Origin of the sequence: Pantanalinema rosaneae CENA516, assembly GCF_050753385.1 — a bacterium.
Lineage (GTDB): Bacteria > Cyanobacteriota > Cyanobacteriia > Leptolyngbyales > Leptolyngbyaceae > Pantanalinema > Pantanalinema rosaneae.
In genome coordinates this window covers 1-25,369 of the sequence record NZ_JBLZFZ010000077.1, presented here as the reverse complement: position 1 = coordinate 25,369, position 25,369 = coordinate 1, and the positions used below count along the sequence as shown (strand labels likewise).

Here is a 25,369-nt window from a genome sequence, read left to right as displayed (position 1 = left end):
GCGGAATGAGTCGGTAGCATTTACAGACGTAACCTGATTGAGCAGGTCTACCCCTCAGAATGCCCGTTTGCGATCGCTGGGCGACAAATGGTTCATGATTCTCAACGGCCTGGTGTTTCAGGCAGGCGATCGTCACGGTCAGCCTCTCAATCACTGTGAGCAGACGAGTGCGGTGGGTAAGAAGCTGCTATGAGTAAAGCAAAATCCAGTGCCAATGACGACAATCCTGTCAGTTTCAATGCCCATCGTTGCCAAGTTCAAACCAAAGTTCAAACCACCAACGACTCACCATCCACAGTTAACAACAGTGCATCTAACAACTCATCACTGGCACTTTTGATCAATTTTTGGTTAAAACTTTGGTTTCAGTTGCATTTCGGATGCACTTTTGTGTCTACAACAGAGTATCCTAGTGAGAAATTACGCATAATTGTGAATCAATCCCCCCATGCTGTAGCGCGGACTTCTAGCTTGTCTTGAAATCAGCAATTCCTCAGGTGTCTGTCCGATTCTGTAACGTTGATCTCACATTTTGCGTTAGTGACTACCGAGCTTTAGGAGCATTGAAATGAACAGCAGTAAAAGTGAAGGTGCTGTGAGCAAGTCCAAGCGGCAAGCCAAACAGCCTAAATTTCAGCGATCGGTGGCCTACGTTCCAGTGGAATCGCTGGATGTGGCGAATGCTCGCTTAAACGAGTTAGTGACGAATCGCCTGACGTTGCAAACCGCGATTAGCAAACTGTACGATCGCATCAAAGCCAGTCTGGAGCAGGGCATTTCCTACGAAGAGTTGGCAAATGCTTTAACCAGTTCTGGAATTCAAATTACGGTGACTCGGCTGAAACAACTGTTAACCGCAGAAGCGAAAGCGAGAGGGGTATCGCGTCGTCGGACTGGAATGCGGGGTCAGCGCAAACAGAGTGAGGTAGATAAATCCTCTGGGAATGGTGCAGTTACGAATTCGACACCAACATTAGAGCTGACATCATCTCCAGAGTTAAACGGTCAGTCGCAAGTTGAGGCAAGCCATGGAACGCCTGAAGCCACCTCTTCTGGCAGAGGCAGAAAGCGAGCTGCAAAAACAACCCAAGCTGCCGCATCCACCAAAGCCACGGCTAAACCGACCAGTAAACCGAAGCGGACTAAAGCGGCTGACACCAATAGTGCTTCTGCTACTGGAAAATCGACCAAAGGTAGCCCCTCAAGACGGCGATCGACCAGCAGTAAAACTTCCTGATCTACCTGATCTAATCGGTGTAGGGGTGGGTTTAACTGAGATGAATCGCTCTGACTATTCGGTAAACTGTAGCCTTACCTCTACATCCAACTCCGCTGTGAGAACAGATTTAACTGACAGGCGTTCTTGGATGAATGCACCACACTTGTCAATTCCGTCAGCCCCCTCAATCCCCCAATTTGGGGGGACTTTGGCTCTTCCCCCAGAGTATACCTGACGGCAGCGTAGAAAGGGGGGCTAGGGGGCGAAAACGGCTGTAGTATGGGTAGCTAATTTAATAGGCAGCACTGTTGGCGATCGACCTGCCCCTCGCTATAGCCAAAGTTGCCTGAAATGCCATCTACCCTGAGCCAGACCTTACTCACAGCGGCCATCTTGACATAGACCGTTGACCAGGTCGCGATCGTTCATATTTACCAGGGCTTGTCTAAATTTGACCCTCAGAGATTCGCGGCGCTGAGGATGGGATCAATACTAATTTCACTCCAAAAGCGTAATCAAAAAGTCTCTCTTGTTGAACTAGCAAATTGGCTGAGTTGTTTGTATGGTTTTGTCAGACTGGATGACTCCGTTTCGATCCAGCGATCGTCCAAGCTGAGGAACCTTAATGAACTTTACGAATATCTTCTTTATCCTGTTAGCCCTATCGTCGTTGCAGCCTGTGATTCAGAAGCGCATGATCGAGGCTCGTCGGGTGGCGGCAATTCGGGCATTAGAACAACAGCGAGGTAGCCGCGTCATTCTGTTAATTCATCGGCAAGAATCAATTAGTTTATTGGGAATTCCCCTCGCTCGCTACATCAGTATTGAAGATTCAGAACAAGTATTACGAGCCATTCGCCTGACTCCCTCCGATGTCCCGATCGATCTGGTGTTACATACCCCCGGCGGTCTGGTGCTGGCTACGGAACAAATTGCCCGGGCGTTAGTCCGCCATCAAGCTAAGGTAACGGTATTTATTCCCCACTATGCGATGAGTGGTGGCACAATGCTGGCAATGGCAGCCGATGAGATTGTCATGGATGAAAATGCGGTGTTAGGCCCTGTTGATCCGCAACTGGGGAATGTTCCCGCCGCGAGTGTCCTCAAGGTGGTGGCAGAAAAGCCAATCAATGAAGTAGATGATCAAACCTTGATTACCGCAGATATTGCTGATAAAGCGATTCGGCAGGTGCAGAAGTTTGTGCGTACTCTACTAGAAGACACGATTCCGCAACAAAAAATTCAGCCCGAGAATATCGATCGCATTATTGAAACTCTCACAACGGGGCAGGTAACGCACGACTACCCGATCTCCGTTGAAGAAGCGCAGTCAATGGGCTTACCTGTGAGCGTGAAACTGCCCACTGAAATTTATGCGTTGATGGATCTGTATCCCCAACCGATGACGGGTCGCCCTTCTGTGCAATATATTCCCCTGCCCTACCAAAGTCGTCCCGCCCTTCCAGAACCTGCTAAAACCAAAATTGTGCCTCAGTAAGGTCTAGCCCCAAGGTTAGGGTCTATTCAAAGTGATTAGCCTGGAACCGATCGGGAGCCGTTAAGCGCCAGCGATCGAGTTCCAGGCTAGAACCGTAATCTATTCGTCAATGTAACTCTCGACTAGGCTTTGGCTTTGGCTTGGCGACGCTTCAGGTACCCTAGACCTAATCCCGCCGTAGCCAGCCCCAACATAGATGCAGGTTCGGGAACCGCCTCCGTATTCCCCGGAGCGACAATTACCTGCCCCCCGATCGCCGGACTGACCAACGAGGAGACATTTCGTACCCGAATGTCTTCACCACTGGGAATGTTAATGGCATTAATGGTGCCGTTTAAATCATCCCGGATATAGTTCTGCAAGGCAGCCTGGTACGTCACACCAGCCAATGTGAATTTGCGGTCTTGGGCAATGTTTGCCAGGGTAGCAAAGTTGTCACCACCGCGAGCCGTGAAGTCGATCGTTGCCAGATCAAACAACGGTTGACCTGGATCAACCAGAAATCCCCCCTGTGCCACATCAAACAGAAACTGTCCAGTGCGATCGTGGTCTGGATCTAACAGGATGCTGAGGATGCGTGAACCCGGTGTCGTAATCGCGCCATCTGCGGTCACGACCTGTGCCGTTTGCGTCACATCATAAATCACCTCTAGCCCTGATAGTTGCAGGAATTGACCACCTCCACCAACATCCGGAGCCGTTTGGGATGCCACCGATCGCTCCAAGATCTCTAGCAGTTCTGCACCTGTAATTCCAGTCACCACAGAAACAAAGTTGGAAAAGGGTAGGACATCAAATGTGTCAAATTCGCTCACAATATCACCCGGATTAAAGCGGCGATCGTTGCGAATGCCCCCACCATTCTGAATCCCCACCAGAATATTGGCAGGATTCAGTCCGACACTGGGTGCGCCATCTCGCGCCGCATCACGAATCGCATCGGCAATCAAGCTACCTGCCAACGTACTTTTAGCTCGTACCTCCGTCCGTAAACTGTTGAGCGGTACGTTTGTGACACCTACCACAGTTTGTCGGAGGTTGTCTACGAACGCACTCACGGGGTTTTGTACTTCATTAACCAGATCGGTGCGGGGAGTCAGTCCATCTAACGCCGTATTCCGCTGCGGGCCAGTGCCCGGTTCCAAAATGCTGGTAATTCTGCCGTTCTCAAACTCAACCTGCACGTTCCCCAGATATTTGTACTCCCCGTCGGTTGACACAATCAAGGTAGGGGCAACTCCCGCCGGTAAATCAGCCAAACTGTTCACCTGCTGCCCCGTTTGGGAATTGTAAATCAGTGGGTAGGTAGGAACAGCCGTCTCGCCCGACAGGGGTAGCAGGACATCCTCAGGATTCGCTAATCGGGTATCACTTCCGGCAGCCACAATAATGTCTACCCCTTGCAATCTTCCGGCTAAGGCTCTCTCCTCATTCAGGTCTTGCAAGTGAGAGACCAGCACAATCTTGTCAATTCCCTGGTTGGTAAGGTTGTCTACCTCTGCCTGCACTGTACTGACTAACAGATTAAACCCAGGAGTGTTAGAGGCATCCCCGATCGTGCCAATGTTGCCAGGACTGGAAATGGTACGCAGCAGGGGAGTGGTGACTCCTACTACGCCCACCCGCTCTTCAACCCCGTTCACCGTTTTAGTCACGATCGTACTGGGCTGAATCAACCCTTGCAACGGACTATCATCGGGAATCACTAAATTCGCCGAAACAAAGGGACGAAACCCTACACCCGCCCCGGTGGGATCGATAAACCGAGCCAGCACCTCTGGGCCAAAATCAAATTCATGGTTGCCAATACCACCTACATCAATATTGAGCAATTCCAGGGCTCTGGCATCATAAAACTGTTGCCCCGTAGGCAACCTTAAACTGGCTTCAAATTGCGGCCCGGCGAGATAGTTATCCCCAGCAGTGACCAACAAATCAAAATCCGTCAGGCTGGCATTCCGTTGGCGATCGATTAAATCGGCAAACAGCCCCACTCCGCTATAGTCAAAGGTTGTCGGTGGAGTAGTTGCCGGAAATACTGTGCCTGTCCGAGTGAGCAGTGACGATTCACCATCACTAAAGTGCATCAGATTGAGCGTAAACCCCTGAGCAATACTGGGAGTAAATCCCCCTGACAGAGCCAGACTAGAAGCCAGTAACAGGTGATGCAAGCGAGGCAGGGAACGACCTCTAAGTGGCTGTTGAAACATGATTGGGTATGGTTTAACGTGAATGAAATAACATAACGGCAGCACAGTGAACCCATTGCCAGATGAAACTGAACGCCTCTGAATGGAGGCGCACCCTCTCTGGCTCAGTTTTCTAGCACTGCCTTGATCTCGGGTGTCGGCAGAAATAGGTTGAAGAGCAAAAAATCTCAAAATTCCCTAGAAATCGGGTTTTTCAGATGAGATTCCCCCTCAAATTCATCCTGTCGGGTTACAACTACCGTGAAGATACGGTTGTGACTAATAACGTATCGATTACGGGTTAAGAACAGCCCAACAGAAGTTAAGCAATGGTTGATGAATCCCGAACTTTATATAAACCTCATACTTAGCGTGGATGGCTTGACCATTTCTTTACATGGTTCAAGTCAATATCCCAATATCTGCTGAGGATGCTGCCCACTCTAGCCAGAATTGTCATCAGTCTGAGGAAATCTGTGAGAAAGCTATTACCCCTGTGCGGGTTTATAATTCGGCAGATGATCTCTGAATTGATCGCGAAGATAACTGTACGGTTTATGATTCGGCAGATGATCTCTGAATCGATCGCGAAGATGATTGACCGAATGCCAAACCCCGACGATTTGTGAGGATAAATTCTTCTGGTCTTAGCAACCGAGGTTTGCAGCGAGGATAGAGGTTGCTAAGGATCATGATTGACTACCCGCAGACTAAAGAGTAGGGCTAGACCTAGCCGGAAGCCACCACCTCCAACTCGAACCTAACCCTACCCATGATGCGTTCTTCTACTGGAAGTCCGGTCACTGAGATAGAGGGCAGAAAACTTTGAAGATTAGCCTGAAAGCGGTGTCAAGCCACTAACAGAACGACGTAACCCTTATTGGATTGTTGCACCAATGTAAAAGGTGCCATTCACCCGAAAACACAGTTCTTTTCCAGGCATTTGGAGGAGCGATCGCTGTTCCCACAGCTTCATCGCCTCCTCGATCGTTTGACATTGCACAATTAAACTGTCGTGCTGAAACCGAAGCGAGAGCGAGTGGGGCGAGACACCGGACTGATATACCCAGGACAGGAGGGAGTAGTCTGCGGCAGTGAGTTCAAGCATAGGAAAAGGAATAGTCATTAAGAACATTAACTCCTAAAAAACCAAACTTAACTGTTCGTTTTGTAACTTTATTCAAAGAAAAATAGAATCTCGCTCCTATTCTGGTATTCGCAACGGCTGAGGTGTTGACTTCCGGCAGCCTGCCATCGCGATCGGCTTTTCGTTGCCATTGATGAATCGATCGCTGAACCGATTACATAACGGCTTAAAGAATCAAAATTTACGGAAACAGCCAAAACCTTTGCAAAAAAGGAATTTTTGACGATCGACACACTTTATTCAGTTGTTTCATTACATAACCTTCAGAAAAGAACTGTATGTTATGCAACAAATTATGTCACTGTCAGCTTTTATGCAATGAGGTCGGGTATTGTATAAGAGTAGACAGATTTCGGGAGGGAGTTGTGAGTCAAAGAGTCACCATCGCTGTTCCGGATGCACTATTTGAACGGCTTCAACCCGTAAAACATCACTTCAATATTTCTGCAATTTGCCAGGAGGCATTAGAAATGGTTATTACCCAAGAAGAACTGAAACTCCAAGTTGCCCAACAAGACAATTTCGTTGAGCGCCTACAAACCGAAAAGAAAGTTCTGCTCAACAAGGTGCGTCAGGAAGGCTTTGAACTCGGGATTCGCTCCAGCGCTAAACTGACCTACAAAGAGTTTCGGCATTTTGAACGGGTTGCGTCCTTAACCAATTCTCTGGATGAAGATGTGTTGGAATACCTGTGGAGTTTCTTAGACCTGAAAGAATATCCTGAAACGGCCCGGTTACATGACCCCGATTTTGCATACTTGCTAGAAGTCGATCCGCAGAGTCGTGTCGTGTTTGCTCAAGGCTGGATCGAAGGTGTATTGTCCGTTTGGCAGACGATTAAAGCGCAAGTTGAAACAGCCCAGTAACAGCAGACAGCCCTCGGGGCGGGTTGCGTAGATTAGGTTACGATCGCACAGTTAACTTAACTTAACGACAAAATTCGCCCCTACTGATATCAGCCGCAATCGGATCGAGTCAATGGTTATTCAACGTCGCTTCAGCTGAGGGAAATGGTCGCCATTAGGGCTTGAACTCGCAGACATACTTAAGCGCGGTATGAGCACTACTACCAGTCTTGGGTTGAGCCAGACTACCTGCATCTCCATAGGTGAATCGCTGAATTAGCTGGCGGTTCTTATCGTAGGCTGTCACCTGGCGTAAGCGTTGCACCATACTGGTACAGTCGGCTGACCACCCAATCACTACCCCATGCACAGGCTGTTCAACGGTTTCCTCTAGAAAGGCATTATTCGGCTGGGGAAACTCACGAAATTCCCAGTACCGCACAATATCGCCATTTCGCTGAATTGCACTTTTATCGATCGAGAACGAATCACCGACCGAATTTTTTGCCACATTGACCCATTCTGCTGCCAATACTGCCGGGGTCTGTAGCACCACGAGCGCCGTACCCAGTGCCATCATTAATCGGTTCATGGATTTCCTCCTGCGGCTGGATTGACTGCCAGTACCGATCGCTCTAATAACGCGCCATCGACTGTTTTGTAGTCAGCAATTTTCCAACTGCCATTCACCAGTTCCAGGCTATACCGCACTTGTTGAGCCGAGAAGTCGGTTTGTTGGGGCGCGATCGCTCCCTTCAGGTACAGCGTTCGGTCTTCAGTGATCTTAACTTCGATCGTGGCACGACTCTGATTTGCCGCAAACCGCTCGATCGAGTCTACGGTTTGTACGCCGTAGCGATAGTAGGCCTGATTGGTTTTTAACCAGGTTAATACCCCATCGGGTTTCACTAAGGCATCATACAGTTCCCCAGTGGTTAGATTAGTCGCTTGTTGCTGATCAAACGGGGGGGCAAAAATTTGAGCTTTGGCTTGCAACCACTGGTTAATCAGGGTGAGTGCCTGTTGTTGGGTAATCGGTGCTGGAATGGTTGCCGTCGCGATCGTCGGTGCCACCGATGCCTGGGTAGTCGTTGTGGCGACCGGGGTCAGGGTAGATTGAGGTGGAGACTGGCTAGAAGTTGGTGGCTTTTCTCCCCGCAAATACGCCTCTACATTGCGAATGGCCTGAGTGGCATAGGTATCGCTTGGACGTTCATCCAATGCCCGTTTGAAATATAGCAGGGCAGTTTGATGCTGCTTTTTCTCGGTCGCTGCATAGCCCGCTTTCATATAGCGATCGTAAGGCGTTCCCTGCTTCGAGGTAGAGGGCTGTTCCCCCGCCGCCGGAGATGAGGTTGTGGCTGGTTGGGCCGTCGAAGGAGTCGCCGCCGTATTCCCACCCGCTGCTTTTCGCTTCTGATACAGGTTTAAAACGACCTGAGTGTAGGCGATCGTTTCCTTACTGTCATACTTAGTCGGATCACCCGTCATCCACCATGCCGCCGATCGCCGCACTGCCAGGGCTTCATTATTGCCACTGGCTCGATATTCATCCCGCAGCACGTCCCGCATGACGCAGGTAATCACCTGACGGGCAGTGGCTTGATCGGTTTCAAACTGGGCTGGAGTCACAGTTTTTCCTAGACAGGATTTTGACCAGCGGGTGACATTATCGGGCTTCACCTGCCACTGGCTGTAATACCCATCATCCCCACTCCCAGTTTGCGGCGCTGCCAACCGTAACGCCTCGACTAAGGCATTCACCTGCGAATCTGCTACTTGAGCCTGGGCAGGCAGTTGCCTCAACCCCAAACTTAACCCGAGACTAAGTAATAGTCCAAAGCGCCATAACTTCATAAGTCGCCTTGCTCACATCTACAGTGCTATGGAGGCACTATTCTACTCTGGATTTACGAAATAAGCGATCGCGCACCCCTGTAATCACGATATACAACATCGGCACAATAAACAAACTTAAAAAGGTCGCGATCAACATGCCGCCGAATACAGCCGTTCCCAGAGAAATTCGGCTTCCGGCTCCGGCTCCCGTCGCTACCGTCAGCGGATAAATCCCTAATAGGGTGGAAAATGCCGTCATCAGAATCGGTCGTAACCGTTCCTGTGCCGCTTCGATCGCGGCTTTGGTAGTGGATAGTCCTTCTGCCCGTAACTGATTGGCAAATTCCACAATCAAAATCGAGTTTTTACTGGCTAAGCCAATTAACATGACTAAGCCAATCTGACAATAGATATCATTTGCCAGTCCGCGCAGGGATTGGGCTAACAAAGCGCCAAAGACCGCTAATGGCACTGCCAGCATGATGATCAAGGGATCGATAAAATTCTCATACTGAGCCGCCAGCACTAAGAAGACAAATACGATCCCCAAGCCGAAAATCAGGGGAGCCGAACCGCCCGATTGCACTTCTTCTAGCGCCGTACCTGCCCATTCATAGCCAAACCCCGGTGGCAGAATTTGATTGGCTAATTGCTGCATCGCCTGAATCGCATTACCCGAACTGACTCCCGGAGCCGGATTCCCCGAAATTTCGATCGCTCGGAATAGATTGAAATGGTTAATGGTTTGGGCACCCGTTTTCGGGGTAATGCTGACTAAATTGCTTAACGGCACCATGTCTCCCTGTGCCGATCGCACATACAGGCTGCCAATGTCGTTGGGATTCCCGCGAAACTGCTGATCCGCCTGGACATAAACGCGATAGCTGCGTTGCCCTAAATTAAAGTCATTGACATACTGGGAACCCAGCGCCGTTTGTAACGTCGTAAAAATTGTATCGACTGAAATGCCTAACGAGTTGGCTAAATCCCGATTCACATCAATCTCAAACTGCGGTGTACTGGCAGCAAACTGAGTAAACACCTGCTGTAAGCCTGTACCCGGTGCATTAGCCTGCCCAATTAACTGCATTGCCGATTGCAATAAGGTCTGAATTTCCGCACTACCCCGCCGATCCTGTAACTGAAATTGGAAACCGCCGAAACTCCCGACCCCCTGAATCGATGGCGGATTTACGGCTAAGACTCGGGCTTCAGTAATACTGCTAACTTTGCCAAATACCCGCCCCACTAATGCCTGCGCCGACTGCTCGGGACTGGAACGTTCTGCCCAGGGTTTCAGGGGGGTAAAAATCACACCAGTATTGGCGGTACTGCCACTAAAACCAAAGCCCCCGACGGCAAATGTCCCGGAGACTTCCGGAAATTCCTGCTCATTCAGGAGGATATCTTCCACTTTTTGCATCACCCGATCGGTATAGTTTAATGACACTCCTTCAGGAGCTTGCACGATCGTGATGAAATAGCCTTGATCTTCATCCGGTAGAAAGGCTTGTGGCACTTGCAAATATAGCCATACCGTTGCTCCTAAGGACAGAATAAATAGCCCAATCACAACGGCTTTAAACCGGACTAATACTCGTAACGATCGCTGATAGGCAAGCCGTACCCAGTCTAGTCCGCGATTAAACAGGTTGAAAAACCAGGCGATCCAGGCGGGCGCATGTTGTCCCTGCCGTAGCAATAGCGCACATAAGGACGGCGTTAAGGTCAATGCTAGAAAAGTCGAAATCGCGATCGAAAAGGCGATTGTCAAGGCAAACTGCTGATACAGTGCCCCTGTGGTTCCGGGAAAGAACGCTACCGGGATAAACACTGCCATTAACACTAATGACGTAGCAATGACGGCACTGGCTAACTCCCGCATTGCCTCGGAAGCCGCCTGCATGGGTCGCATCCCTTTGTCTTGAATGTAGCGGCTAATGTTTTCCACCACAATAATCGCGTCATCCACGACCATCCCCGTTGCCAGCGTTAAGCCAAACAGGGTCAGACTGTTAATCGAAAAATTGAAGGCTTTAACAAAGGCAAATGTCCCTACCAGAGACAAGGGAATGGTAATCACCGGAATCAGGGTGGTGCGCCAATCTTGCAAAAAGATAAAAATCACAACTACCACCAGACCCACGGCTGTTAGCAGGGTTTTTTGCACTTCTGACAGTGACTCTTTAATGTATAGGGTCGTGTCAAAGGCAATTTCATAGGTTAATCCCGGTGGAAAGGACTGGGATAGCTTGGCAATCTCCTGGCGGACTCCAGTCGCCACGTCGATCGCGTTACTGCCGGGAGTTGGAAAAATCCCTAACCCGACCGCAGGCTTCCCTTTATAGCGCAGAAACGTATTGTAGTTTTCGGCACCCAACTCGGCTCGTCCCACATCCCGCAGCTTGATCAGGGTGCCGTTCTCCTCCCGAATCGTGATGTTTTCAAATTCAGTCGGTTCCTGGAGTCGTCCCAGTGCCCGTAAATCAATTTGATACAGTTGTTCCTTTGGAGTCGGAGATTGCCCAATCCGTCCTGCTCCGACTTGAATATTCTGTTCTCGCAGGGCAGTCACCACATCCTGAACCACCAAATTGCGACTGGCTAATTGTTCTGGATTGAGCCAGAGCCGCATCGAGTAACGCCGTTCCCCAAAGATGCGGACATCACTCACCCCCTCTACCCGTTTCAAGGCATCCGCGAGATAGAGATCGGCATAGTTGCTCAAAAACACATCACTATACTGATCCTTGTCGCCGTACAAACCAATCCCCAACAGAATGTTGTTCGATTGTTTAGTTACCTGTACACCCGTCTGCTGCACCGTTTCCGGCAACTGAGAGGTGACTGACGAGATCCGGTTTTGGACATCAACGGCCGCAATGTCCTTGTTACGATCGGCTTCAAAGGTGGCTGTAATCGTACTGGTGCCATCGTTACTGCTGCTGGAACTGAGATAGCGCAATCCTTCCACCCCATTGATCTGTCGCTCCAGAATGGTAGTGACGGCACTTTCTACCACTTCCGCACTGGCACCGGGATAGTTAGAAGTGACACTGACTTGAATTGGGCTGATATCCGGAAACTGATCGACGGGTAAAGACGGAATTGCGATCGCTCCAACCAACAAAATAATCAGAGCGCAAACAATTGAGAAAACCGGTCGTCTGATGAAGAAATCGACGAACATACACTAGATGGTAGATAGAGGTCAGGGAACGTAGGGCGACAGCAGATAAGGGGATGAGGAAGATGGGGCAGTGTGGAGATGAACTTATTGCGGTGCGATCGGGGCACAGTCCGATAGGTTGAGAATGCCAGACACCACCACCTGTTCGCCGGATTTCAACCCTTGCAGCACCGGATAGGCATTGCCTTGCAAACTGTCTCCCAGTTTTACGGGACGCTGACGTGCCACCAACTCAGGTGCTTTAGCAGACGGATCTGGAGCCGCAGGCGCACCATTAGCATTCGACTGGCAGGTATCATCGGGCGATTGCGCCACAAACACAAAGGTTTCTCCGCCTAAGCGAGAGATTGCCGCCGCCGGAATTAAGATCCCCGGTTGCTCTTGCCAAATGACTCTAGCGCTGACAAATTGCCCATCGCGTAGCCGTCCTTGAGTGTTATCAAAGGTTGCCTTTGCCAGCACACTTTGTGCCCGAGTATCTACCTGAGGAGCAATGAAACTAATTTGACCATTACTCAACACCTGCCCGGCTTGATTGGTCAACTGCACTCGCAACCCCGGTCGTAGCTCCGATGCCCGAGCGATCGGAATTTGAAGTCGCAGATCCAGCGATTGATTTTGCGTAATTGTGGTTAGCGTATCGTCCGTTGTCACCAGTTGTCCCAGTCGGACGGGAATATCGCCTACTACGCCGGTAAACGGAGCCACGATCGTCGTGTCCTGTAACTGCTCAGAGGCTAAATTGGCATTAGCTTGCGCGGTTTGCAGTTGGGCATCGGCTTGCGCCAAGTTCGCCCGTGCCGCCTGAATCCGTTTATTGATCGCATTCAACAAAGCAACTGCCCGGTTGCGATCGCGCTCAACCTGATCTAACTGTTGCCGTGACAACGCCCCCTCTCTAACTAAGACTGAGATCCGGCGATACTCCTCATTTTGCAGATCTACGTCTGCCACATTGGCGGCGCGTTCCGCTTCCAACGCCTGGACTTCCGCCTGGGCATTATTGCGGCTAGCGCGTGCCGAGTTGACCTGCGCCAGTTCGCCTGCCACTTCTGCCTGCCGCTTATCGGGTCTGAGTTGGACAACGGGTGTACCAGGGCTAACCCGATCGCCCGCCTGCACCAAAATATCGCTAATTCGACCGGTGATTTCCGGCTTCAGTGCCACCGATCGTTGCGATTCTAAGGAACCTACAAAGGTCGAGGTTTCCTGAACAGCCGCCAGCTTGGTAGTTTGTAAGTTAACCGGGAGTGCCTGTTGCCCAAATCCTCCGCCTGCCGGAGCCTGGGAAGCAGAATTGGCTTGCCACCACCGCCAGCCAAACCCGACACCCAACGTCAGCAAGATTAGACCCCCGATCGCGAGCCAACGTTGTGAGGCAGAACGCCTGGGCGATCGGGGCAACTCTGCATCTGATTCGGAAGAAGTCACTGGAGACAAACGCTGCTCTTGCACAGCCACAGAATTAGATGGCTCTGAATCGTCAACCAGATGGTTAGATACTTCGGACATGAGTGACTCCTGACTTAAATCCGCTTTCCCACCCCTAAATCAACAACTCTGGCAAGACCGCTTGAGCTTGGATTGGGGTAGCTGTAAGCGAAAAACAATAAATATTGAGAGCAATAGAATCAACAGTTGCAACAAGGGCTTGACCACTCGATTTGTCGCCTGGAGAACCACCGTATATACACAAGTCAAATCGGACTTCGTTTGAGCGCTTTGCGCCCCCTAAATCCCCCAATACTGGGGGACTTTGTACGGTTGGTTCCCCCCAGCATTGGGGGGCTAGGGGGGCAAAATGCAGAATCCTGAGGAAATCCAAGGGATGTGTATACACAGTAAACGCCTTGAGGGGGGAGGCTAAGGGTGATGATGGGTCAATAAAGCTTTACATCGCCATCATACGGGAAGCATAGAATCGATGCAATGATCTGATATATCGGTTTGATATAATCCATTGAAAAGAAATTCACTTGCCCCACCCATGCTTGAACTGGCAACCTTAGGTCTACTCCAACAAGAACCGCTCCACGGCTATCGCTTGAAACAGCAGTTAGAGCTATTCATGAGCAGTTGTATTAGTGTCAACTACGGCACAATCTATCCTTTGTTAAAACGGCTAGAGGAACGCGGAGCGATCGTGGTGTCGGCGGAGGAGGCGGGGGAAGCCGGATGTAGCCGCAAGATCTACAGCATTACCGAAGCGGGGCATCAACTTTGGCAACAGCAGATGCTAGAGCATCCTCACGAAAGTTGGGTCAATTCACGATCGCGCTTTATGATCAAATACTTCTTTTTTAGCCACTTGAAACCCTCCGAACGGGTTAAGTTGCTCAATCATCGATTAATGACCTGCCAACTGCGCCTAGAAAACCAAGAGCAAGAACAACCGACCGGCGATCGCTACAAGGCTGCCGCATGGCAACGTTGTTTGGAGGTTTTACGCAGCGAAATTGCCTGGTTGACCACACAACTCGCTGCCGAACAAACTGCCCCAATCCCAGGCTCCACGGCTTAAAATAGAAATCAATGTAACAAAATGTAAGGGTTTCTCATGGCAGACCAGCTCATTCGGGCAACGGCGGCAGACGGTGGCATCCGGGCGGTTGGTGTGATTACAACTCGTCTAACCGAGGAAGCCAGACAACGCCACCAGCTTTCCTATGTGGCAACCGCCGCCCTGGGACGAACCATGTCCGCCGGACTGCTGTTCGCCTCCAGTATGAAACGGGCAGAATCGCGGGTCAACATTCGGATTAAGGGCAATGGCCCCCTGGGCGGCATTTTAGTCGATGCCCGCTTAGATGGCACAGTGCGCGGCTATGTCGAAAATCCGGATGTCGAGTTACCCCCGAATGCCAATGGCAAGTTAGATGTCGGCGGTGCGGTGGGTCACGAAGGATATCTCTATGTGATCCGGGATGTGGGCTACGGCTATCCCTATTCCAGTACAGTCGAATTAGTGTCTGGGGAAATTGGAGATGACCTGACTCACTATTTAGTCACCTCGGAACAAACACCCTCCGCCTTGATTTTAGGTGTATTTGTCGATGCGACAGGGGTGACGGCGGCTGGAGGGCTACTGATTCAGGTGTTACCGAAGGCAGCGCGGGATGAGGCGTTAGTGGAACTGCTGGAATCGCGGCTAGCTACGCTGACCAGTTTTACTAATTTGCTCCGAGCCGGAAAAACCTTACCGGAAATGTTGGGGCAGGTGTTGGGCGATCTGGGCTTAGAAATTTTGCCGGAGGTGCAGTTAGTCCGGTTCCACTGTGGTTGCTCACGGGAACGGGCGCTTGGGGCGTTGAAACTATTCAGCCCCGCCGAACTGGAAGACATGATTGAGCAGGATAAAGGGGCGGAAGCCACCTGTGATTTTTGCAGTACGGTTTATCGCGCCAGCGAAGCCGACCTGGCAGAACTCCTGGCCGAAGTCCGAGCCAAGTAGAGGCAGGCAATCGAGAGCATGAGGCAGAACGCATCCTGGTTTAAATTTGGCTTTTTTGGGCTAGGAGAGTAGGATGGCAACTAGATTTCTTGCGATCGTTGACTTTTGTTAAGACAAAATTCGGCGGATCCCAACTACAATGCTGGACTGAAGCAAGAGATCAAGTGTGGTTGAGGAACTGACACGGGGTTGCCGTTGTCCCTAGCGTATGAGTAACGATCGCCGAATTCCAGACCGTCAGCCTTCCGGACAATCCTCCGAAATCCGGGAGCCGCGTCGATCGCCGGGAAAAATTCCTGCCCGAACCGTCCCTGGGCAATCCGTGAACCATTCCGTGCCGCTCCAAAATGGGGCAAACGGTGCCCAGGTCGGAGGCAACCCCCGGCTAGCGGCTACCTATGCGAAGTTCAAACAGCGATCGACGGCTCAGCGCTCGCAGCAACCCGCACCAGGTACGGCATCCCCTGCTCCTACAGTCATCTCTCCGGACGCACCAAAGACTCCCTTCGCTCAACGATCGTGGTGGCAGTGGTTACTCACCTGGAAAATGGCGCTGGTTGCTGCCGGACTGTTAACCATCGGGAGTAGTACGCTTGCTGTTGCCTATCTTTTGCAATTACCCGGACTCCCCAACTGTCCCGCCGTGTTCTGGCCGTTGGCTTCAGCCTCGATGCGGTTTGAGTGTGCCCGGATTGCTTCCAGTAAACGCACAGCCAAGGATCTGCTAGAAGCGATTCAATTGGTAGATGGCTTGCCTGCCGATCACCCGATGCGCCAGGAAGCCGATCGCTTGATTGAACTCTGGTCACAGGATGTGTTAGACCTGGCAGGAGAATTGTTTAACCAGGGGAAACTGGCAGATGCGATCGCGGCTGCCCGACAAATTCCGAGTAAGGTCACGGCTTACAAGTTGGTAGAAGACCGGATTAAACTCTGGCAGTCGATTTGGGCGCAAGGAGAAGAAATTTATCGGCGGGCAGAAGCTGCCATGCGGAAACGGGAATGGCGGCAAGCATTTTTACAGGCAATTCGGTTACTGTCGTTGGACTGCCAATACTGGCAAACCACTCGCTATGATGATTTGACCAATCGGATCAATACCGCGCGTAAAGATGGCGAACGGCTCTATGAAGCGGAACGGTTAGCCGATAATGGCGGACTCGATAATCTGCTGAAAGCGATCAAACTAGCTCGGCAGATTCGGGCGGAAAGCTATGTATTTCAGGAGGCACAACAGGCGATCGGGCGCTTTGGGCGGAAGATGATGAATTTAGCCCAGGCAACTCTGGAGCAAAAAGATCTCCAGGGGGCGTTAGATATTGTCGGCAAACTACCTGAAGAAGCCAAGCTGGAAGAAGAAGCGAAGGACTTTACCATTCTGGCAAATGCCCATTCCCATGTGTGGCAGGGCACCGTTGCCGGATTGGAGGAAGCGATCGGGCATGCCCAGCGAATTGTGGCGGGTCGTCCGTATTACCAACGTGCCCAGCAGTTAATCACCCGATGGCAACTGGAAATTGAAGCTCTGGCTCGGTTAGAGAATGCCCGGTTGTTGGCAGATCAGGGGGATGTGACGAACCTGGAGGCGGCGATCGTCAAAGCATCTGAGGTACAGGAGTCTAACCCACGCTGGAACGAAGCTCAGCAGGATATCCAGAAATGGCGCACTCAGTCTGAAACGATTCAAGATCGTCCGATTCTGGATCTGGCAGAACAATATGCTGCCCAGGGGAATATTAATGCACTGCAAATGGCGATCGCCCAAGCCAGCCAGATTGTTAGGGGGCGGGCACTTTATCGCGAAGCTCAGGATAAAATTCGCCAGTGGAATGACCAGGTAGAACGGATTCAGGATCAACCGTTCCTGGAGCAAGCCCGCGCCTATGCGATGGCTGGTAACTTAGCGGCAGCGATCGCGGCGGCGGAGCAAGTTCGTTCCGGACGAGCGCTCTACAATGAAGCCCAAGCCGATATCGCTAACTGGCGCAAAACCCTGCAAGCTGAAGCTAACCAAATCCAGGCGCAACAATATCTCCAGCAAGCCCGCCAAGCGGCAACGGGGGCAACGGTGGATGCTTTGGCAGAAGCGATTCGGATTGCTAATCAGGTGTCTGGGTCAACTGCGCTACGAGCTGATGCGGATGCCTTAATTAACGACTGGAGTGGACAATTGTTGCAAACGGCTAAGAACCAGGCAATTTACAATCCAGCTATGGCGATCGCGATCGCGCAATACATTCCGTCCTACTCGACTGCCTACAGCGAAGCTCAAACCCAGATTGCTAACTGGAAAGCCCTTCAGCAAGTGCAACAGGGTACAAGCGCTCAACCTCCCGTTCCCAATCGATAAACTCCAAAACTGGTTTGATTAGTGGCTCATTGATGCCATTCGTTGTGGCAAACTCAATGGCAAACGGTCGATCGCTAGGCAAACCACATAGTAGCTATTCGCGATCGACAAATCTAGCGGCTACGACTCATGTTAATCTCAACAGTAGTTCTTTACCGCGATCGCTCATGGGTAGCCAATCGACAGCCAAAACCATTTTTCTCCTCATCTCAATGGTGGGCTGGCTAATTGTTGGCGCTTCTTTGATGTATCTCACTCCCCTGCTGGCGGATCTCGTTGTCTCCTCCGACCTCACCCACCTCTGGATGACGAACCTGAGCCGAGGCGGTTACAATCCCATGCTGGCGTGGGTCGGTGGTGGGGCTGCCCTCGCGGCTACTGTAGTCGGCAATATTATTTGGTATCAACGGTTTGACGGCAAGCTGTAGAACCAGAGATAAAGATCATTCCGGAATGGTTGCCACCAACGCGAATCTACAATACAACAGTGGGATGAGTGGGGAGAGAAAAATGGTGGGAACAACCCGTAACACGATCGCAGCCATAGGACTTGTGAGTGCCAGTGTACTCGGCTGGGGATGGGCGATCGCGGCTCAGGCAGAATCGACTCCGGAGCAAGCTGCCCTGATGCAACAAGCGAGTGAACTGAGATCGCAGGGAGCCACCGGACTGAAGACCTTTCTACACCGTCATGCCACCGAACTCCGTCCCGGTCAAGTTCCGGCAACTGCCCTCCGGGAAGCCTTAGATAGTTTGTGCCAGCAAAAGGATTGCTATACCTCCCAGCTTTATTGGTACACTGACCTGGAAGCGGCGAAGGCAGCGGCTCAAGCCACTGGTAAACCGATTTTATCCCTCCGATTACTCGGACGATTGGATCAAGATCTGAGTTGTGCGAATAGTCGCTTCTTCCGAGTGGCGTTATATCCCAATACGCAAATTTCCCAACGGTTACGCGATCGCTTCATTCTGCATTGGGAATCCGTTCGTCCAGTGCCCAAAGTGACGGTCGATTTTGGGGATGGACGAGTGATGGAGCGCACCATTACCGGGAATAGCATTCACTACATTCTGGCTCCCGATGGTCGTCCGATCGAGGCACTGCCCGGACTATATGGGCCCCAAGCCTTCCTGCAACAACTGGAGCAAGCCGAACAAGCGGTTCAGCAATATCAGCAACAAGCCCCTGCCGATCGCAATCAATTTCTTCAACGCTACCATCGCGATCGCCTCGTGCAACTGCAAACCCAATGGTCAGCCGAACTGGCACAACTGGGGATTACCACTCCACCCCAACTAACCGATCAAACGGTGACTACTGGACAACCGCCCAGTGCTGCCCTGGCTGGACAAATTGCCATGACCAAAGCCATGATCGAAAGTCCATTAGTTACCAGCCTGGTACGGGATGTTTCGCAAACCCAACGAGCGTTAACAGATATCACTGACAAAGCTGCCTGGGAGAAGTTAGCGGCACTAAACGCGGAGCAAGCCCGCCTGGATTCTGCCAGTATCGCCCTACTTCGGACTAAAAAACTAGGAACGGCAATCCCAGCATCGGCGGATCACCGTTCCCTGACTCCCGTTATTCAAAAGTTTGAAGCCGCCATGGCACTGGATACAGTCCGCAATGAATACCTCTTACATAGTCAACTGCATCAGTGGTTCATTCGCGGGACTATGACTCAGAACGTCGATCGCTTGAATGATCAGGTCTATAGCTCACTGTTTCTGACTCCGAAAGACGATCCCTGGCTCGGCTTAGTCAGCCAAGATGAGTTCAGTGGCATCGAACAGGACGGGATGCGGCAATAGTTCCCAAATAGTTCTAATGCCTACCACATCTCTTCGCGGATTTCAGAACTGCCTGATTTAGCTCGTCCTACAGGTTCATCCGCCCAACCACTTTCCACCTCTTCAACGGGCATGACCGATCGGGCAACTGGCTTGATCGGGTCTGCGGTTATGGGTTGATAAATCACCACCACTTCCATCTCAGCATTACTCACACCAACTGGAATCTGAAGTTTCAGCATGCCATCATCACCGACATAAGTATTTAGCTTAATACTCTGCATTCAGGTTTCTCCCTAATAATATTTCACTGAGGCACTGCTCTTAAAATACCCCAGTCACTCCTGAACGGAACGCTTCTTGCGATCGTGGCGTAAATAGAGAGATGTCTCTTGAAAAAAATCGCTGAAATGCAGCTATTGGTTAAGTTTTGGCATAAGCGCGGAAACTATCCCAGTTGACGGTCTTGAGTGCTGAGTGCTGAACAAAAAGGTCAGTTTAAAGTTTATGTGAAGAAAGATCACTGGCTGCATAAAGTTCAGGCTGCGATCGTATGAATCCTTAGTTGAATGCAGTCGGGATTTTACAGTCCCCACATCAAACGCTTCAGCATTAACCCCCACTCTACCTGTAATATTGGAGCAATTAAAGACATGACCTACACCTACAATGGCACTTCCGGCAATGATTCCCTCAACTACTTGGGTAGTGATGTGTTGTGGGCAGACGGACGGGACGGTGACGATTTCATTTGGGGTAATCAAGGCAACGATACGATCTATGGTGGTGCTGGTAACGATACGCTCAGAGGCTGGTATGGCAACGATCTGATCTATGGTGAAGCCGGAAACGATCTGATTGAAGGCGAGTACGGCGATGATACCCTGGATGGTGGTGATGGCAATGACACCATTTACGGTGGAGATGGCAATGACTCCATTCATGGCGGTTGGGGTAACGACCTGATCTATGGCGACGATGGCAACGATACGATCGTCGGTGGTTATAACAGTGACACCATTTATGGTGGAGCCGGAAATGACTTGATTTATGGTGGCGTGACAACCGGAAGTAATAGTGTGATCGGTAACTATATCGATGGTGGAGCCGGAAATGACATCATCTATGGAGCCGATGGAGCCGACACCATTTACGGGGGTTCTGGCAATGATTGGGTCTATGGTTACGATGGTGACGATACCATTGATGGCGGCACAGGGAATGACACACTCTACGGTGCTGATGGCAACGACTCGATCGAAGGCGGTGATGGCGACGACTACATCTCCGGTGGCGATGGTAACGATACTCTAATCGGCGGCTACAACAGTGACACGATCTACGGTGGCGCTGGAAATGACCTGATCTATGGCGGCGTAACCAGTGGCACAAATAGTGTGGTGGGTAGCTACCTGGATGGCGGTTCAGGGGATGATGTTATCTACGGTGCGAACGGAGCCGACACCATTTACGGAGGTTCTGGCAATGATTGGGTCTATGGTTACGATGGTGACGATACCATTGATGGCGGCACAGGGAATGACACACTCTACGGTGCTGATGGCAACGACTCGATCGAAGGCGGTGATGGCGACGACTACATCTCCGGTGGCGATGGTAACGATACTCTAATCGGCGGCTACAACAGTGACACGATCTACGGTGGCGCTGGAAATGACCTGATCTATGGCGGCGTAACCAGTGGCACAAATAGTGTGGTGGGTAGCTACCTGGATGGCGGTTCAGGGGATGATGTTATCTACGGTGCGAACGGAGCCGACACCATTTACGGAGGTTCTGGCAATGATTGGGTCTATGGTTACGATGGTGACGATACCATTGATGGCGGCACAGGGAATGACACACTCTACGGTGCTGATGGCAACGACTCGATCGAAGGCGGTGATGGCGACGACTACATCTCCGGTGGCGATGGTAACGATACTCTAATCGGCGGCTACAACAGTGACACGATCTACGGTGGCGCTGGAAATGACCTGATCTATGGCGGCGTAACCAGTGGCACAAATAGTGTGGTGGGTAGCTACCTGGATGGCGGTTCAGGGGATGATGTTATCTACGGTGCGAACGGAGCCGACACCATTTACGGAGGTTCTGGCAATGATTGGGTCTATGGTTACGATGGTGACGATACCATTGATGGCGGCACAGGGAATGACACACTCTACGGTGCCGACGGTAATGACTCGATCGAAGGCGGTGATGGCGACGATTACATTTCCGGTGGCGATGGTAACGATACCCTAATCGGCGGCTACAACAGTGACACGATTTACGGTGGCGCTGGCAATGACCTGATCTATGGGGGTGTGACTAGCGGAGTCTCCAGTATCGTAGGCAGCTATCTCGATGGTGGTACAGGCAATGACACCATCTATGGAGCCGATGGAGCCGACACCATTTACGGGGGTTCTGGCAATGACTGGATCTCTGGAGCCGATGGTAACGATTCCATTGATGGCGGCACAGGGGATGACACCATCTACGGTGGCGATGGCAATGATTCCATTGTTGGTGGCGATGGCGATGACTACATTTCCGGTGGCAATGGTAACGATACCCTGGTCGGTGGCTACAACAGTGACACAATCTACGGTGGCGCTGGCAATGACGTGATTTATGGTGGTGTGACCACTGGCACAGCTAGCACCGTCGGCAACTATCTGGATGGCGGTGATGGTAATGACACCATCTATGGAGCCAATGGAGCCGATACCATGTATGGTGGAGCAGGCAATGACTGGCTCTATGGCTACGATAGCAATGATTACATGGATGGAGGGCTAGGAGACGACTATCTATTCGGCGGTGATGGTAACGACACCCTGTATGGTGGCTCGGGGAATGATTACCTCAGCGGTGGTGATGGCGATGATTACCTGAGTGGCGGAGCCGATAATGATAGTCTGTATGGTGGTGCAGGCAATGACAGTCTGTATGGCGGTACAGGCAACGACTATCTTAGTGGTGGCGATGGCAACGACTACCTCAGTGGTGGTTCTGGCAACGATACCCTGATCGGTGGTACTGGTGACGATACGCTGGTTGGTGGTCTGGGCGCTGACACCCTGACCGGTGGTTTGGGAGCAGATGTCTTTGTCTTCAACTCCCTGGCAGAAGGTGGCGACACCCTTGACTTCAGTTGGCAGCAAGGAGATAAAATCCAAATCGATCGCTCCGGCTTCGGGATTGCGGCTAACACGAATCCATTCAACCAGTTCACCTACAATGGCAGCCAGTTGTTCTTCAATGGCTCTCTGTTAGCCAACTTTACGAATGCTGGGTTTAGCACCTCATTAGACATCGTATTCGTGGCATAGTTCAGTCAAATTGAATGACTTCAAAACTTCAGAGGTCATTTCATCGATCGCTCCTTCTCTAAACCAGAGGGAGCGATTGGTTTATGCTGGATGGGCTGCTCCAATCTGCTGCGCGATCGATAAAAATTTTCACCAAGTTTTTTTTGCCTCCGCTCCAAAGAATAGTATTCTAGTTAGATTATGGCTGCGTTAACTTAGCACTACCGCGCTACATGAAAACATGTCTTGAACTGGCTTTTCAGCAGGGGCACAAAGCAATCGCCGTTTACATTGATCCAATCACTAGTTTATCAACGGCACTGACCCAAATCGGCTTTCATGCAACCCGTCCAACTCTTGTTCTGATTGGTGGAGCCGGGGGCTTAACGGCGCAGGATGCCGATCGGCTCAAAGGGCTGTTTCAGACGGTCATTTGTCCACTGGCAGAAGCGGCGGATTGGATTGTGATTGATGGCGGCACAGACGCAGGCATCATGCGGCTGATGGGGCAGGTTTACCAGGAGATGCAATGTACCTTCTGCCTGCTGGGAGTCGTGGTTCAGAATAAGGCAATTACTCCCAATTCGACGGACAGGGTTGATCAGGATGCGGCTGATCTAGAACCTCACCATACCCACTTTCTGTTAGTTCCTGGCGAGCAATGGGGCGATGAATCTGCCTGGATTGCCCAAGCGGCAACTATCCTATCTCAGGGGAATGCTTCTGCCACGATCGTGATTAATGGGGGTGAGATCACCTTAAAACAAGATATTCCCAATAGCCTGAAGGATCGGCGACCCGTTTTGGTGTTGGCTGGTACAGGTCGCACCGCCGATCGCGTGGCTGCCGTGGCAACCGGGCAGACTCAGGATGCAGACATTCAGCCATTAATTGACTCGGGGCTGATTGTGGCGATCGATGGGTTACAAAATCCCGTTACCCTGTACCAGAAATTACAGGCAATCCTCGGTACCTGATCCGAAGGATTACCCCATTGACCTTGTGCAATCGGTAATAACCACGATAAGATTTTTTTGTTTTTGCAAAAATCCATGAATCTAAGGAGAGGCTGTCAGTCACTCGATCGACCTTGAATCCGAGCTTCTTGTCCGTGACCAGAGGTGTCGGTTCTTAGAGTTCCTTATCCTTCCAGTTCCCTGTTGGCATATTCTCGTCAATTCCATTCCCAATCACTCTCCGAATGGCCTGCTAATCAGGGTGCTGATGGCGGTTCCCATCATCGCGCCTATGAATAGGAGGATATTCATCGTCACTCGCCAGGTACGCATCTACCATGCTTGATCATCATTCCCTTTGGCTTTGCAATTGGCAAACCAACCGTGTTGCGGATGCCGAAACGTTGAGACACCGCCTCGTCTCTCAGCGTTTCGCCATTGGCTGCACACTCAGTCGCTTATTGTTTCAAGCCATAAACCAAACCAACTTGTTGTGTTGGCAACATAACCGAGCGGCTCCACTCAAGCTTTTTCTATACACATAGCTATTTATATGCAATTTCTATCACTCCGGAAAGGATTTGGTTCTTTCTGGACTGAGGTTGCTGTCGATCGCCATTTCACTTCATAGTCCTAAACCGATGGCTAAGAAAAACACCTATTATGATTATTTGCGTCAGGAGTTAGGCGGATTAATTGAGCAGTTACAACTTCCTGATCTGTATAAACAATCACTCAAGCAACGGTGGTTAGACCAGGTTGTTTGGGCAGATAAAAAAGCCGCTGAATGTCGGCGTTGGCATTATCGTCTGCGGTTAACCACCATTATTGGCAGCGTAATTCTCCCGGCTCTGGTTGGGATTAACTTTCAGTTGGGTAAAGATGATCCGTTATTTCGGACCTGGTTTCCCTACGTGCCCTTTGCCCTCAGTCAAGTGATTGCGATCAGTGCGGCGATCGAAGAGTTCTGTCGCTATGGCGATCGCTGGCGGGACTATCGCCAAATGGCAGAAGACCTCAAGGCAGAAGGCTGGCAATATCTACAACTCAGTGGTGTTTATCAACAACATGAGTCTGGTTTAAATGGGCACTGGCAAGAGGCAAGGGATACGATCTCAACCCGCAAACTGGACTCACCTACAGGACGAACAAGTAAGTCCAAAACCGTTCCCACAACTCATTTAAAGAGCTATTCACTATTTGCTAGCCGTGTGGAGAACATTATTAAACAGGATGTCCAGAACTATATTTCGGACTTAATTAAACAACAGGCTAAACAAGAGCAGGAAATTGAACAATATCTAGAGGCGGCTCAGGCGGTGACGAAGGATAAAACGTTGTTCACTCAGCCTGCTATGAATGGCGATCCAAATCGGTTCGCGGCGGCGATCGCTACCAGTCCCACCCCGATGCCTCCTGGCTATTCACCGACTGAATCTGGTCAGACGATGATGACGGTTAGCCCCATTCCCCCTTTGATGGGCAATGGTCAACCCAGTGGACTGATGCCGGTGCCAACCATGCCCCTGCCGCCCATTTCACCACCCCCGCCCTGTCTCTTATACACATCT

19 protein-coding genes are annotated in these 25,369 nt (G+C 50.9%); 12 read left to right on the top strand and 7 right to left on the bottom strand.

All coding sequences use genetic code 11. The annotated features are described in order from the left end of the window. The first annotated feature begins 37 nt into the window (after nucleotides 1-37). The 3 genes from ACN4EK_RS28590 (at nucleotide 38) to ACN4EK_RS28580 (ending at nucleotide 2,717) form a co-directional block, all read left to right on the top strand. Entirely contained in the window at nucleotides 38-193 is a 156-nt protein-coding gene (locus ACN4EK_RS28590; RefSeq protein WP_431661836.1) for a hypothetical protein, read from the top strand. A gap of 375 nt (nucleotides 194-568) precedes the next feature. Then, nucleotides 569-1,237 carry a hypothetical protein gene (locus ACN4EK_RS28585; protein ID WP_431661835.1) on the top strand — a complete coding sequence of 223 codons (669 nt, stop codon included), beginning with the start codon at nucleotides 569-571 and terminating at the stop codon, nucleotides 1,235-1,237. A gap of 607 nt (nucleotides 1,238-1,844) precedes the next feature. After that, the gene (locus tag ACN4EK_RS28580; protein WP_431661834.1) at nucleotides 1,845-2,717 is read left to right on the top strand and encodes an SDH family Clp fold serine proteinase; all 873 of its coding nucleotides are present in this window, start codon (nucleotides 1,845-1,847) and stop codon (nucleotides 2,715-2,717) included. Between the two features lie 122 nt (nucleotides 2,718-2,839). On the opposite strand, the gene ACN4EK_RS28575 is transcribed toward ACN4EK_RS28580, so the two are convergent. Together ACN4EK_RS28575 and ACN4EK_RS28570 are read right to left on the bottom strand one after the other, a co-directional pair. Beyond that, nucleotides 2,840-4,927 carry a bifunctional metallophosphatase/5'-nucleotidase gene (locus ACN4EK_RS28575; RefSeq protein ID WP_431661833.1) on the bottom strand — a complete coding sequence of 696 codons (2,088 nt, stop codon included), beginning with the start codon at nucleotides 4,925-4,927 and terminating at the stop codon, nucleotides 2,840-2,842. Between the two features lie 856 nt (nucleotides 4,928-5,783). Then, nucleotides 5,784-6,014 carry a hypothetical protein gene (locus ACN4EK_RS28570; protein ID WP_431661832.1) on the bottom strand — a complete coding sequence of 77 codons (231 nt, stop codon included), beginning with the start codon at nucleotides 6,012-6,014 and terminating at the stop codon, nucleotides 5,784-5,786. Nucleotides 6,015-6,418: 404 nt separating this feature from the next. Here ACN4EK_RS28570 and ACN4EK_RS28565 point away from each other — a divergent pair, with 404 nt between their 5' ends. After that, nucleotides 6,419-6,919 carry a hypothetical protein gene (locus ACN4EK_RS28565; RefSeq protein ID WP_431661831.1) on the top strand — a complete coding sequence of 167 codons (501 nt, stop codon included), beginning with the start codon at nucleotides 6,419-6,421 and terminating at the stop codon, nucleotides 6,917-6,919. Between the two features lie 154 nt (nucleotides 6,920-7,073). Here the strand turns inward: ACN4EK_RS28565 and ACN4EK_RS28560 are convergent, their stop codons facing one another. The 4 genes from ACN4EK_RS28560 to ACN4EK_RS28545 all read right to left on the bottom strand — a co-directional run bounded on the left by ACN4EK_RS28560 (nucleotide 7,074) and on the right by ACN4EK_RS28545 (nucleotide 13,439). Beyond that, nucleotides 7,074-7,490, bottom strand: coding sequence for a surface-adhesin E family protein (locus tag ACN4EK_RS28560; RefSeq protein ID WP_431661830.1), 417 nt, complete (start codon nucleotides 7,488-7,490; stop codon nucleotides 7,074-7,076). After that, entirely contained in the window at nucleotides 7,487-8,755 is a 1,269-nt protein-coding gene (locus ACN4EK_RS28555; RefSeq protein WP_431661829.1) for an ARC6/PARC6 family protein, read from the bottom strand. The genes ACN4EK_RS28560 and ACN4EK_RS28555 overlap by 4 nt, the downstream gene beginning before the upstream one ends. 37 nt (nucleotides 8,756-8,792) lie before the next feature. After that, nucleotides 8,793-11,927, bottom strand: a complete 3,135-nt coding sequence (locus tag ACN4EK_RS28550; protein ID WP_431661828.1) for an efflux RND transporter permease subunit — start codon at nucleotides 11,925-11,927, stop codon at nucleotides 8,793-8,795. 84 nt (nucleotides 11,928-12,011) lie between these two features. Further along, nucleotides 12,012-13,439 carry an efflux RND transporter periplasmic adaptor subunit gene (locus ACN4EK_RS28545; protein WP_431661827.1) on the bottom strand — a complete coding sequence of 476 codons (1,428 nt, stop codon included), beginning with the start codon at nucleotides 13,437-13,439 and terminating at the stop codon, nucleotides 12,012-12,014. Between the two features lie 448 nt (nucleotides 13,440-13,887). Between ACN4EK_RS28545 and ACN4EK_RS28540 the strand changes: the two genes are divergently transcribed. From ACN4EK_RS28540 to ACN4EK_RS28520, 5 genes are all read left to right on the top strand, one after another. After that, entirely contained in the window at nucleotides 13,888-14,448 is a 561-nt protein-coding gene (locus ACN4EK_RS28540) for a PadR family transcriptional regulator (protein WP_431661826.1), read from the top strand. Nucleotides 14,449-14,484: 36 nt separating this feature from the next. Next, nucleotides 14,485-15,378: an Hsp33 family molecular chaperone HslO gene (gene hslO / locus ACN4EK_RS28535; RefSeq protein ID WP_431661825.1), complete on the top strand. Its 894-nt coding sequence runs from the start codon at nucleotides 14,485-14,487 to the stop codon at nucleotides 15,376-15,378. Between the two features lie 208 nt (nucleotides 15,379-15,586). Next, complete coding sequence (locus ACN4EK_RS28530; protein WP_431661824.1) at nucleotides 15,587-17,728, top strand: hypothetical protein; 2,142 nt, start codon at nucleotides 15,587-15,589, stop codon at nucleotides 17,726-17,728. Nucleotides 17,729-17,760: 32 nt separating this feature from the next. Beyond that, on the top strand, nucleotides 17,761-18,156 hold the full coding sequence (locus ACN4EK_RS28525) for a hypothetical protein (protein WP_431661823.1): 396 nt from the start codon (nucleotides 17,761-17,763) through the stop codon (nucleotides 18,154-18,156). A gap of 82 nt (nucleotides 18,157-18,238) precedes the next feature. After that, nucleotides 18,239-19,543: a hypothetical protein gene (locus tag ACN4EK_RS28520; protein ID WP_431661822.1), complete on the top strand. Its 1,305-nt coding sequence runs from the start codon at nucleotides 18,239-18,241 to the stop codon at nucleotides 19,541-19,543. Nucleotides 19,544-19,563: 20 nt separating this feature from the next. On the opposite strand, the gene ACN4EK_RS28515 is transcribed toward ACN4EK_RS28520, so the two are convergent. After that, nucleotides 19,564-19,806, bottom strand: a complete 243-nt coding sequence (locus ACN4EK_RS28515) for a hypothetical protein (RefSeq protein ID WP_431661821.1) — start codon at nucleotides 19,804-19,806, stop codon at nucleotides 19,564-19,566. Between the two features lie 285 nt (nucleotides 19,807-20,091). Here ACN4EK_RS28515 and ACN4EK_RS28510 point away from each other — a divergent pair, with 285 nt between their 5' ends. The 3 genes from ACN4EK_RS28510 to ACN4EK_RS28500 all read left to right on the top strand — a co-directional run. Beyond that, complete coding sequence (locus ACN4EK_RS28510; RefSeq protein WP_431661820.1) at nucleotides 20,092-22,863, top strand: calcium-binding protein; 2,772 nt, start codon at nucleotides 20,092-20,094, stop codon at nucleotides 22,861-22,863. 212 nt (nucleotides 22,864-23,075) lie between these two features. Then, a complete protein-coding gene (locus ACN4EK_RS28505) occupies nucleotides 23,076-23,819 on the top strand; it encodes a hypothetical protein (protein ID WP_431661819.1) in 744 nt (247 codons plus the stop codon). 620 nt (nucleotides 23,820-24,439) lie between these two features. After that, the coding region (locus tag ACN4EK_RS28500; RefSeq protein ID WP_431661818.1) for a DUF4231 domain-containing protein at nucleotides 24,440-25,369 on the top strand (930 nt) is incomplete at its 3' end.

What these genes read in the sequence shown, in the direction of transcription:
- ACN4EK_RS28580 (WP_431661834.1), top strand. Translation starts at nt 1,845, where the DNA reads ATGAACTTTACGAATATCTTCTTTATCCTGTTAGCCCTATCGTCGTTG.
- ACN4EK_RS28510 (WP_431661820.1), top strand. Translation starts at nt 20,092, where the DNA reads ATGCAGTCGGGATTTTACAGTCCCCACATCAAACGCTTCAGCATTAAC.
- ACN4EK_RS28575 (WP_431661833.1), bottom strand. Translation starts at nt 4,927, where the DNA reads ATGTTTCAACAGCCACTTAGAGGTCGTTCCCTGCCTCGCTTGCATCAC.
- ACN4EK_RS28570 (WP_431661832.1), bottom strand. Translation starts at nt 6,014, where the DNA reads ATGCTTGAACTCACTGCCGCAGACTACTCCCTCCTGTCCTGGGTATAT.
- ACN4EK_RS28545 (WP_431661827.1), bottom strand. Translation starts at nt 13,439, where the DNA reads ATGTCCGAAGTATCTAACCATCTGGTTGACGATTCAGAGCCATCTAAT.
- ACN4EK_RS28520 (WP_431661822.1), top strand. Translation starts at nt 18,239, where the DNA reads ATGGTGGGAACAACCCGTAACACGATCGCAGCCATAGGACTTGTGAGT.
- ACN4EK_RS28530 (WP_431661824.1), top strand. Translation starts at nt 15,587, where the DNA reads ATGAGTAACGATCGCCGAATTCCAGACCGTCAGCCTTCCGGACAATCC.
- ACN4EK_RS28525 (WP_431661823.1), top strand. Translation starts at nt 17,761, where the DNA reads ATGCCATTCGTTGTGGCAAACTCAATGGCAAACGGTCGATCGCTAGGC.
- ACN4EK_RS28550 (WP_431661828.1), bottom strand. Translation starts at nt 11,927, where the DNA reads ATGTTCGTCGATTTCTTCATCAGACGACCGGTTTTCTCAATTGTTTGC.
- ACN4EK_RS28560 (WP_431661830.1), bottom strand. Translation starts at nt 7,490, where the DNA reads ATGAACCGATTAATGATGGCACTGGGTACGGCGCTCGTGGTGCTACAG.
- ACN4EK_RS28515 (WP_431661821.1), bottom strand. Translation starts at nt 19,806, where the DNA reads ATGCAGAGTATTAAGCTAAATACTTATGTCGGTGATGATGGCATGCTG.
- ACN4EK_RS28555 (WP_431661829.1), bottom strand. Translation starts at nt 8,755, where the DNA reads ATGAAGTTATGGCGCTTTGGACTATTACTTAGTCTCGGGTTAAGTTTG.
- ACN4EK_RS28505 (WP_431661819.1), top strand. Translation starts at nt 23,076, where the DNA reads ATGAAAACATGTCTTGAACTGGCTTTTCAGCAGGGGCACAAAGCAATC.
- ACN4EK_RS28585 (WP_431661835.1), top strand. Translation starts at nt 569, where the DNA reads ATGAACAGCAGTAAAAGTGAAGGTGCTGTGAGCAAGTCCAAGCGGCAA.
- hslO (WP_431661825.1), top strand. Translation starts at nt 14,485, where the DNA reads ATGGCAGACCAGCTCATTCGGGCAACGGCGGCAGACGGTGGCATCCGG.